The organism is Streptomyces phaeoluteigriseus (genome assembly GCF_001896135.2).
In the GTDB taxonomy this organism is placed as follows: domain Bacteria; phylum Actinomycetota; class Actinomycetes; order Streptomycetales; family Streptomycetaceae; genus Streptomyces; species Streptomyces phaeoluteigriseus.
Genome location: NZ_MPOH02000016.1, coordinates 293,813 through 306,073, shown reverse-complemented (window position 1 = coordinate 306,073; position 12,261 = coordinate 293,813). Strand labels below are relative to the sequence as shown.

The 12,261-nt window shown below is 72.0% G+C and carries 9 protein-coding genes and 1 pseudogene; 6 read left to right on the top strand and 4 right to left on the bottom strand.

The window, feature by feature from the left end; translation table 11 throughout:
- Positions 1-3: 3 nt before the first annotated feature.
- Positions 4-1,686, bottom strand: coding sequence for a rhamnogalacturonan lyase B N-terminal domain-containing protein (locus BM536_RS26080; protein ID WP_073494271.1), 1,683 nt, complete (start codon positions 1,684-1,686; stop codon positions 4-6).
- Between the two features lie 191 nt (positions 1,687-1,877).
- Between BM536_RS26080 and BM536_RS26075 the strand changes: the two are divergent.
- The 3 genes and pseudogenes from BM536_RS26075 (at position 1,878) to BM536_RS26060 (ending at position 5,586) form a co-directional block, all read left to right on the top strand.
- Positions 1,878-2,926, top strand: a pseudogene (locus tag BM536_RS26075) (rhamnogalacturonan acetylesterase).
- A gap of 166 nt (positions 2,927-3,092) precedes the next feature.
- A complete protein-coding gene (locus BM536_RS26065) occupies positions 3,093-4,796 on the top strand; it encodes a DUF2264 domain-containing protein (protein WP_094103581.1) in 1,704 nt (567 codons plus the stop codon).
- A 421-nt stretch (positions 4,797-5,217) separates the two neighbouring features.
- Positions 5,218-5,586: a VOC family protein gene (locus BM536_RS26060; protein WP_073494269.1), complete on the top strand. Its 369-nt coding sequence runs from the start codon at positions 5,218-5,220 to the stop codon at positions 5,584-5,586.
- Positions 5,587-5,695: 109 nt separating this feature from the next.
- Here the strand turns inward: BM536_RS26060 and BM536_RS26055 are convergent, their stop codons facing one another.
- The gene (locus tag BM536_RS26055) at positions 5,696-6,268 is read right to left on the bottom strand and encodes a TetR-like C-terminal domain-containing protein (RefSeq protein ID WP_073494267.1); all 573 of its coding nucleotides are present in this window, start codon (positions 6,266-6,268) and stop codon (positions 5,696-5,698) included.
- A gap of 535 nt (positions 6,269-6,803) precedes the next feature.
- On the opposite strand from BM536_RS26055, the gene BM536_RS26050 reads away from it, so the two are divergent.
- A complete protein-coding gene (locus BM536_RS26050; RefSeq protein WP_342748840.1) occupies positions 6,804-7,589 on the top strand; it encodes a hypothetical protein in 786 nt (261 codons plus the stop codon).
- Between the two features lie 145 nt (positions 7,590-7,734).
- On the opposite strand, the gene BM536_RS26045 is transcribed toward BM536_RS26050, so the two are convergent.
- On the bottom strand, positions 7,735-9,075 hold the full coding sequence (locus BM536_RS26045; RefSeq protein ID WP_073494265.1) for a jacalin-like lectin: 1,341 nt from the start codon (positions 9,073-9,075) through the stop codon (positions 7,735-7,737).
- Between the two features lie 247 nt (positions 9,076-9,322).
- On the opposite strand from BM536_RS26045, the gene BM536_RS26040 reads away from it, so the two are divergent.
- Positions 9,323-11,053, top strand: coding sequence for a PHP domain-containing protein (locus BM536_RS26040; RefSeq protein WP_094103580.1), 1,731 nt, complete (start codon positions 9,323-9,325; stop codon positions 11,051-11,053).
- Positions 11,050-11,577: a hypothetical protein gene (locus BM536_RS26035; RefSeq protein ID WP_073494277.1), complete on the top strand. Its 528-nt coding sequence runs from the start codon at positions 11,050-11,052 to the stop codon at positions 11,575-11,577. The genes BM536_RS26040 and BM536_RS26035 overlap by 4 nt, the downstream gene beginning before the upstream one ends.
- Before the next feature lie 2 nt (positions 11,578-11,579).
- On the opposite strand, the gene BM536_RS26030 is transcribed toward BM536_RS26035, so the two are convergent.
- Complete coding sequence (locus BM536_RS26030) at positions 11,580-12,065, bottom strand: hypothetical protein (RefSeq protein WP_211362950.1); 486 nt, start codon at positions 12,063-12,065, stop codon at positions 11,580-11,582.
- Positions 12,066-12,261: the final 196 nt, after the last annotated feature.

The following is a 12,261-nucleotide window of genomic DNA, read 5'->3' as shown; positions in this document are numbered from 1 at the left end:
CACTCAGGCAAGCAGGTCGACGGCGTCGAAAGCGGTTCCCGCACTGAGGAACCCGGTCGTCCCCGAACCGCTCACCACGTTGATCTTCAGCACGTTGTACCGGCTGGTGTCCGTCTGCCAGGCGCTCGCCGGGATGCTGTAGGTGAAGGTGTGGTTGTTGCCCCGGTAGGACCCGTTGGTCAGTGACCGCGTGTTCGGCTGGGTGGGCGGGGAGGGGACGGCCGAGGTCCAGGTGTCGTTGACGACGACCTGCGGGCGGCCGTTGGCGTAGGCCGTCGTCACGCCGATGCGCAGGGTGTGCGCGGCGGCGGCCTGGGCCGCGGTGAGCCTGAAGTGGACCAGCAGACCGCTGTTGACGTCCTTCCAGATGTAGCAGGGGAAGGCGGAGGTCTCGCTGCCGCTGCCGATGACCACGTTGCCGGTCCAGGCTGCGGCCCGGACGTCGGAGGGGTGCGCGTACGTCATCAGGTCGGCGTTCTTGAAGCCGGCGGGTGAGCCGGTCCACTCGTTGATCCGCCAGATGGCGCTCGCGTTGCCCGGGTCGTTCGTGGACGGGATCGCGATGGAGTTGAGGCTGGTCGTCGACCCGGCGGACACGGTCACCTGTGTGCTGTATACAGCCAGCTCGCTCTTGTGGACGGTGAGTGTGTACGTCCCCGGCAGCACCCCGCCGATCGAGTAGTGACCGTCCGACGCCCGCGCCGAACCCCAGTACTGGGCATCCGGGTTGGCGAGCCCCACCGTGTACGGGTACGCCGTGTTCCGCCCCGTGATGCCGACGCCCGCCACCCGGCCCCGGCCGCCGGCGCCGACGTATCCGGCGATTCCCAGCGAGTCCGCCCACGACGTGGTCAGAGTGCCCGGGAAGAGGGACGAGGAGGGGGCGCCGCCGTCCGTGAAGGCGATGACGTACGGCCCCTGGAGGCCGAAGCGCTGGTCCTCGGTCTGGTTCTGGCCGTAATGGAGGATCTCGTACAGGCCGCCGCCGTCCGCGCTCTGGTGGCGCAGGAGGGAGCGGTAGAAGGGGCCGCCGGAAGCCTTCTCGTGGTTGCTGCGAACGATCCACAGGCCGACGCCGCCGGCGCTCCAGCCGATGTGGTCGTAGTCCATGACCCGCAGCTTCGAGTAGTGCTTGGAGCGGGTCTGGCCGTCGGACTTCGCGAACACGTCCGATGCCTCGATGGTGCTGGTGGTGTACGTGTAGGAGTCGGGCTGGTCGTTGAGGAACAGGCCCTTCCGCACGCGCAGGATGTAACGGGTCGCCGAGACGGACGTGTCGGCCTTGTGGGTCCACAGGTAGATGTTGTTCTCGCCGCTGCGGGCGGCGTAGTAGTGCTTCAGCGTGCCGTACGCGACGGAGACCAGGATCGTCGGGCCGGACTGCTTGACGGAGACCGTGGAGGTGCCGAGGCCGGACTCGATGTGCGAGTTCATGCCGCCGTAGCCCTGGTACTCCACGCCGCGGTGGACGAGCGAGGTGAGGTCGCCGTTGGTCTTGCTGACCTTGAAGACGAGGTCGGCTCCGGTGTCGACGACGTAGTTCGAGCCGTCATCGGTGTAGCCGAAGGCCGCGGCGGACGCGGGGGCGGCGAGGGGACCGGCGAGCGCGGCGGTGCCGGCGGCGGCCGTGGCGCCGAGGACGAAGGTGCGGCGTCGGACCGGGCGCTGGCTCTCGGATCCGGACATGGGGGTGCCTCCTTCGGGAGGTGTGGGGGTGCGGGTGATTCGCCAGGGTGGCAGTTGAATCGATTTCGCGAAAGGGCTTTCACCCGCTGGAGGTCGGTAACCGTGCCAAGTGCGTCCGAGGTCTAGAAAGCGCTTGCCGGAGGCGGTACGGTCCTCCGCCAGGTCCTGTTGCCGTGACCGAGGAGCCGCAAGTGAGACGTTTCACCCCCGCCGTGCTGGCGGCGCTGACCCTGACCACCGCCCTGACCGCCGTACCCGCAGCCCAGGCCCATGACGGCGGCAGCCCGGCGCTCGGCATCGCCGCCTGCACCGCCACCGGCTGCCACTTCGATGTCCCGCCCGGCACCTACGACGTGAAGGTCCTCCTCGGCGGAGAGGCCGCGTCGAGCACCGCGATCGGCGGCGAGACCCGGCGCTCCCTGCTGCCCGAGACCCCCGTCCCGGCCGGCGAGCACCTCGCACGCAGTTTCACCGTGAACGTCCGCACCCCCGAGGGCGAGCCGACCGGCGTCGACGGAACCCCCGGCCTGGACCTCGTCCTCGGCGGCTCGGCGCCTGCCCTCGCCGACATCCGCGTCACCCCGGCCCGGCACGCCCGCCAGGTCTTCCTCGTCGCGACTCCACCGTCTGCGACCAGCCCGGCGACCCCTACTCCGGCTGGGGTCAGCAACTCCCGCAATACCTGCGGAAGGGCGTTTCCGTCGCCAACCACGCGGACTCCGGGGAGAGTACGGTCACCTATCTGGGGAACCCGCGGTTGTGGGCGACCGTCCAGCCACGGATCCACCGCGGCGACCTGGTACTGATCCAACTGGCCCACAACGACAAGACGACCGACGAGGCGACCTACCGCGCGAACCTCGAGGCGCTGGTCGCGGGCGCCCGGGAGAAGGGCGGCGAGCCGGTCCTCGTCACCCCGATCGTGCGCCGCTGGTTCAACGCCGACGGCACGCTGAACAACGGAACGGCCCTGCTGGTCAACGGCCTCGGCGTCGACCACCCCGCCGTCGTCCGCTCGGTCGCACAGGCGCGGGACGTCCCGCTGATCGACCTCACGGCGAAGACCAGGACCCTGGTGGAGTCCCTGGGCGTGGAGGGCTCCAAGGCCCTGTACCTCTACACCGAGAAACGGGACAACACGCACACCTCCGTACACGGCGCCACCGTCTACGCCGGCCTGGTCCGTGACGAACTCGTCGCCCGACACCTGGTGCCGGAGGGCCTCGTGCGGGTGGGATAGACCCCTGGGGGCGCCCCGACCGGAACCGGGACGCCCCCAGGCCTCGCCCCAGGGCGGGCGAGCGGACCGCCGCCGCCCACGGGCCTCGGCCCGCCGCCCGCACGGACGGACGGCTGCGCAGGCCACGGCCCGTCCGCGCCCCGGTTCGGAAGGAAAGCAGCCCGCGATGCGTCTCCCCCCACCCGACCGCACCCTCAGCCCCCGCACCGGCTACACCCGCGCCCACTGGGAGGCGGCCGCCGACGCCCTGCTGGCCGCCGTCGAGCCGTACGCCACCGAAGATCGCGCCTTGTACCACCTTCCCGGCGACCGCGAGAGCTGGTCGGGCCGCCTCTCCGACGGCCTGGAGGGCTACGCCCGCACCCTGCTCCTCGCGGCCTTCCGGCGTGACGAGACGGCCCTGGAGCGCTACGCCGACGGCCTGGCGGCGGGCGTTCTCGGAGCCTGGCCCCGCATCGAGGACCGCGGTCAGCCCCTGGTCGAAGCGGCGTCGATCGCCCTCGCGCTCCGGCTGACCCGCCCACTGCTCTGGGACCGGTTGGACGACGCCGTCCGGCAGCGGGCGGCGGACTGGCTGGCCGATGCCCTGACGGCCGAACCGTGGCCGTGCAACTGGGAGTTGTTCCCGGTGACCGTCGGCGGCTTTCTGCATGCGGTCGACCATGAATCGGACACCGCACGCAAAGCGGTGGACCGCGGCCTGGAGCGCATCGAGCAGTGGTACGTGGGGGACGGCTGGTACACCGACGGCGCCGGCCGCGCCTTCGACTACTACAACGGCTGGGCCATGCACCTCTATCCGGTCCTGCACGCCTGGCTCGACGACGACCCCCGGCTGCTGGAGCTGTACGGCGGCCGGCTCTCGCGGCATCTCACCGACTACGCCCGCCTGTTCGGTGCCGACGGTGCCCCGATGCGCCAGGGCCGCTCCCTCACCTACCGTTTCGCCACCACGGTCCCGCTGTGGCTGGGAGCCCTGACCGGCCACACCCCGCTGCCGCCCGGCGAGACCCGGCGTCTGGCCTCGGGCGCGCTGCGGTACTTCCTCCGGCGGGGCGCCGTCGACGAGCGGGGACTGCTGAGCCTCGGCTGGCACGGCCCCGACCCGGACGTGCTGCAGGGATACTCCGGCCCTGCCTCGCCCTACTGGGCCGCCAAGGCCTTCCTGGGTCTGCTTCTTCCGCCGGAGCACGAGGTGTGGACGGCGGTGGAGGAGCCCGCACCGGTGGAACGGACGGATGCGGTGACACCGCTCTCCGCCCCCAACTGGCTGCTCCAGGCCACCCGCTCGGACGGACTGGTCCGCCTCCACAACCACGGCAGCGAGGACGTGCGGTACGACCCGCACTACACGCGGCTGGCGTACTCGACGGCGACGGCGCCCTCGCCGTCGTACGACAACAGCGTGGTCGTCGGGGACGATCCCGGCCGCACCGGGATCGAACCGCTGGGGGTGGGGGACGGCTGGGCGGCGTCGCGGCACACCTCGGGCGGGGGAACCCGGGTGACCAGTGTGGTGCTCGCACGCGGGGCCGCGGAGGTGCGGGTGCACGGGGTGGCCGGCGCGGAGCCCGGAACGCCGGTACGGGTGACCGGGTGGGCGGCGCGGGAGGACGGTGTCCGTGCCGAACTCCTGCCGGTCGCCGGGCTGGACGGCTCGCTCGCCGGAGTCACGGGGGACGGCGACTCGCTGTTCGTCGCCCTCGCCCGCCTCACCGGTGAGACGGACCCGGTTCCACTGGAGGAACTGGTGTCCGTGCGGACGGTGGACGGGATCGTCCAGGTCCGCTGGAGCGGAGGGCCCGAGGTCCGGGTGCACCTCTCCTCGGACGGCGTACGGGTCACCGGTGCGGCGGGGACGGACGGGTGACCGCGCCCGACGCCGCCGCCGGTCCGCAGGACTGAGCCGGCCGGAGGAGCGGAGTCCCTCCGGTCCCGCCGAGGGGCCCGTCCCGCTCCCGGGCTGCCGAGCCTCAGGGCGGTCGTCGCCGCCGCGCCGGTGGCACACCACGCGCCGACGGCCACGCCGACGGTCACTCCGGCGGCCGCGGGGGCGCCGATCGCGGCCTTGCGGGCCGGGTGACCGATGCGGTGGCGCGAGGGACGTCGTGTCGTGCGGTTGCCCTGGTGCGTCGTCGCCGGTGCCGAAGACGGTGCCCGGCAGGGGAGTTGTCATGGGCGGCGACTTCCCGGGCGGGCCGGGCCGTCGGCCCGCGGGGTGCGGTGCCGTCCGCCTGCCGGATGCCGTATCTACGTTGCCGCGCGGAGACGGGTGGACAAGAATCCCCCGCATGACTTCCAAGATCCGTCACATGACGATCGACAGCGCGGACGCCTACGCTCTGGCCAGCTTCTGGTCCGCCGCCCTGGGCGAGCCCCTCCAGGAGGACGACCATCCGGGCGACGAGGAGGCGCTGATCGAGGGCGCCGGCCTGCTCTTCGTGACGGTCCCCGAGCGCAAGACCGTGAAGAACCGCGTCCATCTCGACCTCCAGCCGCAGGACCGCACCCGCGAGGAGGAGGTCGACCGCCTGCTCGCGCTCGGAGCCACCCTGGTGGCCGACCACCGCAGAGCGGACGGCACGGGGTGGGCGGTCCTCGCGGACCCCGAGGGCAACGAGTTCTGCGTGGAGCGCAGTGCGGCGGAGCGGGCGGGCTGAAGGGCTCCGTCGCGGACGTGCCACGGCGACGGTTGCCGTGCTCGCAGCTGCTTTCCTCCGTTCCCCGATCTCGACGTGCCCTTCCCGAAGCGACGCGCGAGGAGGTCGGTCACCTGCCGCCGGGCCAGTGCGTCAGGGCCGTGTGCAGGGCGTCGATCGTCCTGTCCCACGAGCGCTGGACGTCGCGGGGTGCGCCGAAGGCGCCGACGGCCTCCAGGGCGCAGTAGCCGTGGAAGGTGCTCCGCAACAGGCGTACGGCGTCGGTGAGGTCGGGTTCCTCCAGGCCGTAGGCCCGGAGCATGCCGTAGGTGATGTCGGCGGTGCGGCGGAAGGCCGGGGCCTCGGCGACCAGGGCCTGGTCCATGGGAACCTGCGTGGCGGCGTACCGTCCCGGATGCTGTAGCGCGTACTCGCGGTAGGCGCCCGCGAAGGCCGCGAGGGCCTCTTTGCCGGCGCGGCCCGCGACGGCCAGGGCGATCCGGTCGATCAGCTCCGCGCCCGCGTACAGCGCGAGGCGGGTCCGCAGGTCCTGGAGGTTCCTGACGTGCGAGTACAGGCTCGCGTCCTTGACGCCGAAGCGGCGGGCGAGCGCGGAGAGGGTGACGTTGTCGAACCCGGCCTCGTCCGCGAGGTCTGCGGCGGCCGCGACCAGAAGGTCCGGGGTGAGGCCGGCTCGGGGCATGGGAGGCGCCTTGTTCGTAGGGGGGCCTTGGCGGGTCAGGGAGGATCCTAAGGGGTGTCTCGGTGAGGTGGCTTCGCGGCGAATGCGGCGTGATCACGGTCACTGCCCCCGGCCGAAGCGTAGGAGCAACTTGTGGAAGTGCTGACAGATCGTTTACATCGTCCCCACTCGTGAACATGGGAAGGCGCTTACTGGTGGTCGGTGGATCCTCCGAAGATTCCGGAAACGACGGCTCGTCCATATCCGACGAGGAACTTCGCGCCTTCCTCGAGGGCAGCGAACGCGGCGCGGCCGATGCCGCACCGAAGGAGCCCTCCGCCCGTGCCCGGATGGTCACCGAGCGGCTCCGGCAGCAGGACGCTCGCGGTGAGGCACCCAGCCGTGGCGCGCCGGCCCGGACCCGGCCGCCGGCCGCCGGCGGAGGGTGTGGCCGTTCCTGGGTGTTGCCCTGGCACTCTGTGCACTCGCGGTGTCGCTGAAACCGTCCTTGCTGCCCGGCGACCCCCTCGGATCGGGGCAGCCGAAGGACGTGAGGGTGTCTCCGCTGCCGGCGGAGACGGCCGCTCCCACGGCCGCCCCCGGTCGTGCGCCGGAGGAAGTCCCCACCCTCGACCGGCCGTTCGCCGGCTCGCCCGCGCTCGGCTGGGGCGACGGGGAGGCCGGGATCGTCGTGCCGGCCGCGAAGGCCGTCGGTTCCGTCTCGAGGGAACGCGTCGGGCAGGCGCTGCGGCTGACCAAGAAGCTCCTGGTCGGCGCCAATCTCGATCCCGCGACCCTGCGCGGTGAGCGTCCCGAGGCGGCGCTGGCGGTCCTCGACCCGGGGCAACCGCACCTGCTCGACGATCTGAACGGTTCGCTGCGTTCACCGGACGAGGACCACGATCCCCTCTCACTGTTCAGCCGCTTCGATCCCGACGAGGTGCGGCTCGTCGGTGACGTGGTCAAGACGCGCGGGCACATGACGTTCACAAGGGGCGAGTACGCCGGTGTCGCCGTGCATGCCGACTACACCTTCGTGTATCCGGTCTCCCGGGCCGACGGCAGCACCGAGGTGACGCGGACGATCGTGCGCCGCGTCCTCCACGTCGAACTCCCCGACCCGGCCAAGTACGACGTCGCCCCCGGCAGACTCACCCTCGTCGAGTACAACGGCGACATCGGCAACGACGCCTGCGACGTCCACGACGGTTTTCTGCATCCCGTGTTTCCTTCCACGCAATCCACGGGGCCGTCGCCGACGGGCCCGACCGAGGACCCCTACGACCGCAGCAGGAGTTTCGAGGAGAGCCTCTCCGACTGCGGCACGGTGTCCCGCATCTGACGTCGACCAGCCTCCGCGGACGTGTGGAAGGAAACGAGGCAGACCAGCCCGGCGATCCGGTCGCGACGAGGATCTGGGGCTCGGTGACCCAGCGGGGCTGAGGTGCCGCCTGCCTCACGGTGCAGGCGGCACCTGGACCACGGCCCTAGCCGATCGGTGCGTACACCACGCCCAGCTTGTCCACTTCGGTGCCCGCGCGGCCCGTGAAGCCGACGATCTGCCAGCCGGACGGGGCGGCGAAGGTCCTCGTGGCGGCGCCTGCCGTTCCGGTCGACAGGGTGCGGCCCTTGTCGGTCGTGAAGGACGCCGAGAAGATGCGGGTACGGCCGTCCTTCTGGCCCTGTGTCAGCCGGACCGAGGTGAGGTGCTCTCCCGCCGCCAGGGTCAGTGAGGTGGCCGTGCCGCCGGTGCCGCCGTGAGTGAGGGTCGTACCGCCGTCGTGGGTCAGGGAGACGGCGTCCACACGGGAGCCGCCGCGCAGGGTGAGGGTGCGGGGAGCGGGGGTGGCCGGCAGGTCGTCCGCGTCGGTGAACGCCGTACCGTGGGGGCCGCCGAAGAAGTCGCTGGCCCGCAGTGTGGGGTTGAGGGTGTAGGAGAAGTCCACCGTGTGGGGGAAGTGGTCGGAGAGGTTGCCGCCCGCGGAGTCCAGGAAGGACGCCCACTCGTTCTGGTAGCGGGTGGCGTCGAGGGACAGGAGCCTGCTGCCTCGGTAGAGGACCTTGTCCACCACCTCGCAGGCGTTCGTCGGGGCGGTCGTGGGACAGAGCAGGGCGTCCGCTCCCTGAGCCGGCGGCGTACCGCCCTTGACCAGCTTCACCCAGGGGTCGGTGAGCCCGTTCTCGGTGACGAGCGTGCGGATGTTGTCGCCGGCGCGGGTGTAGCGCGTGTTGGTGTCACCCATCACGATCACCGCGTTGCCGGAGGAGTTCGCCCGGATGAAGTCCGACAGCTGCTGGATGTTGGCACGACGGGCGGCCAACGCGTCGTCCGTCGAGTCGGCGTTGGTGTGCACGTTGTACAGGTCCAGGAAAACGCCTTCGGCAAGTCGCACCCGGGCCAGTGAGAACCCCTTCGGGGTCAGGCAGTTGGTGCCCGTGCAGGCGTTCCACCGCACCCGCTCGAAGTCCTCGAAGGCGTAGTCGGAGAGGGTGTTCATGCCGTCGCCGAAGGGCACGCCACCGCTTGTCGCGGTCCGGTGGGGGTGGTCGTCGCCCGCGTAGAGCGCCGCGTGGTAGTTGAAGTCCTCCTGGACGTTGACGATGTCGTACGCCGCCAATCTCGGTGAGATCAGAGGGGTGTTGGTCGCCGGGCTCCCCGAACTCAGGCCCTCGGGCAGGCCCGCGACGTTGTAGGTGAGCACGTTGAAGGAACCGCTGGTGGCTGCCGCGGCGGAGGGGGCGGCCCCGGCGGGCGTCGCGCCCGTGGCCGCGAGGCCGGTGAGGGTCAGGGCGGCGGCCGCGAGGGTACCGAGGAGTCGTCGTCTCATGTGGGGGTGTCTCCCGGTCGGAAGGACTGCTACGAAAGGTGAACGCTGCTCAGATTCGATGGCGATCAGTGTGACGGGGAAGGTCGGTTGAGGGAACAGTGAGGGACGGGGCGAGCTGCCGTGTCCGGGCCGGGCGCCGCTCACTCCACGGTCGTTCAACGTTCATGTTTCGCCTTGATCCTCCTCACGCGGCGCGCACGCGCCGCGGAAGGCAGCCGCGTAAGGCAGCGGCAACCGGGAGGGCACCATGGGACACGGGCACGGACACGCGCACGGCCACCACCATCACGGCCACGAGCACCACCACGACCACGAGGCGGCCCCCGCGCTGCCCGCCGCCTTCGACTCCTCCGTGCCCGACGAGGCCCTCAGCCCCGAGCAACGGTCCCGCCGGTCGCTGCTGCGCCGCGCCGGCCTGCTCGGCGCCGGCCTGGCCGCGGGAAGCGTCCTCGGCCAGACGACCGCCGCGACTCCGGCCGCCGCGGCCCCGGCAGCCGCGCCCACCGGTGGCCGCCGCTCCACGGGATTCCTCTGGCTGGCGGGCGACCACCACATCCACACCCAGTACAGCAGCGACGGCAAGTACCGCGTCGTCGACCAGGTCAGGCAGGGCGCCAGGCACGGCATGGACTGGCTGGTCATCACCGACCACGGCAGCACCACGCACGCCAGGATCGGCGTGGAGAAGGTCAACCCGGACATCAAGGAGGCCCGGACGGCGCACGAGGACACCCTCGTCTTCCAGGGGCTGGAGTGGAACATCCCGGGCGCCGAGCACGGCACCGTCTTCGTCCACCCGGGGCGGAACGAGGTCTCCGTCCTGAAGCAGTTCGAAACCGACTACGACGGAAGCGTCAAGGGCGCCTCCGACTCGACGCCCGCCAACGAGGCCCTCGCCGTCGCGGGTCTGGCCTTCCTCGGCGACCAGGTCCGCCGTCGCAAGGTCAAGGACGCGCTGATGCTCGCCAACCACCCGGCGCGGCGCGGTGTCGACTCCCCGCACGAGATCCGCGCCTGGCGCGACGCGACGCCCGCGAGCCATCAGATCGCCGTCGGTTTCGAGGGCGCCCCCGGCCACCAGGCCGCCGGTCTGCCCGCCCCGCTCGGCCCGGCCCGCGCCCGCGGCATCTACGACAACAACCCCAGCGCCAACTCCTTCGCCGGCTATCCCCTGGAGAGCTACCGCACCTGGGGCGGCTTCGACTGGATGACGGCCACCGTCGGCGGCCTGTGGGACAGCCTCATCGCCGAGGGCAAGCCCTGGTGGATCACCGCCAACTCCGACTCCCACCAGGTCTACGCCGACACCGCCGTGCGCGGCCCCGGCGGCGACTTCGCCACCGACGGCCGCTACCAGGACCCGGTCCACGGCGGCGAGATCGACATCACCCAGGGCGACTACTGGCCCGGCCAGTACAGCCGTACCCACGTCGGCTCCGACGGCTTCTCGTACGCCGCCGTCATGGACGGCATCCGGGCCGGCCGCATCTGGGTCGACCACGGTCAGCTCCTCAGCGGGCTCGACGTGCGGGTCTCCGGCGGCAGCCGCTGGGCCACCCTCGGCGGCGCCCTGCACGTGAAGAAAGGCACGACCGTGACGCTGACGGTCGACGTGGCACTCGCGGGGGCCGCCAACTGGGCCGGTTTCGTGCCGAAGTTGGCGCGAGTGGACGTCATCCAGGGCGACGTCACGGGACCGGTTTCCGACAAGGACACCTTCACGGCGCCGACCGCGAAGGTCGTCCGCACCTACGAGGTGAACAAGTCGAGCGGGACGGTACGGCTCACCTACGACCTCGGACGGGTGGACCGGCCCGTGTACGTCCGGCTGCGCGGCTCGGACGGCAACCGCAGCGCCGTCGGCGCCAGGGGCGCCGCCGTCGATCCGGCCGGCCCGGCGATCGACGTCGTCGGTGACGCGGACCCCTGGGCCGACCTGTGGTTCTACACCAACCCGGTGTGGGTCCTGCCGTCGTGACACCGCCCGTCCGCATGCCGTACGCCGTCACCGTGGACGCCGGTCTGCGCGATCTGCGCACCGCCGATCACCTGCTCCGCGCGCTCACTGCCGAACTCGCCCTGCCAGAGGGCGGGTTCGGCTGCACCCACCTCGTGCGGGGCGAGCGTCCGCGCGTGGTCGTCTCTCTCGCGTCGGAGTCGGAGGCGGACCTGGACGACGTGCGCGCGTGGTCGGTGAGCCAGGGGTACGAGGTGACCGAGGGCGCCCCGGACGCCGTGGGCCGAGCGGTGCTGTACCGCGGGGCGGACCTCCTGCGCGGCACGACGACCGTCGAGGAGGTGCTGGCCGTCTCCGCGATCGACCGCGTCACGGTGCTGGGCGCGGCCGACGGACCCGGCCCGGCCACCGTCCTGGTGACGCACGACCATGTCCGCCCGCAGTGGCGGAGCGGCGAGCTGGTCCTCACCGCCATGCCCGCCGCGGGCGGCACCCTGGTGCCGTTCGAGGTGCCCGAACCGACGCCCTGCTGCGCGGACCACTGAGGTCAGCGCCGTCCACGGCGTCCCCGGCGCGGTCGGTGCGGCGCGTCCAGCTCACCGACCGCCGCCCGTACGTGCGCCGGGTCCCGAGGGTCGCGGCCGCCCGCACACCACCACACCGGGCGGCCGTCCTCCCGGCGCGCGTGCATCCCGATGCGGTGCTCGGCGCAGACCGGCCAGACCTGCCAGAGGCACTCCATGACGGTGTCCTGCGCCGCCTCGGCGACCGCCGCGAGCGCGGCGGCGGGGTCGGACGCGGACCCGTGCCAGAGGTCGTTGCCGTGCCAGCGGCCGTCGGGCAGCGCGACGTAGACGTGTTCACGATCGGAGTCGTCCTCGTCCCAGGGCGGCAGCGCCAGCAGGACCAGGGGTCCCCGGTCCGGGAGCAGCGCGTCCAGGTCACGGTCGACGAGCGCCAGCGCCTCCTCCCACAGCGGGAACTCGCCGGGCAGGACGGGGCGGGGCCGGGGGATGCCGTAAGGGTCGTTCATGCAGGTCATCGTGGATCACGACCGTCCGCCGCGGTAGCCGTTTTCTGAGCGTTGCCTCCCCATGCGGGCCACCGTGGGCCACCGTGGGCCCTCACTCCCCTGACTCCTCGGTGCCGGCGGATCGACCGAACCCGGGTCCCGGCGTACGGCAGGGAACACGCCGTGGGAACGGGCACGGCCGAGGCCGGCCGGGTCG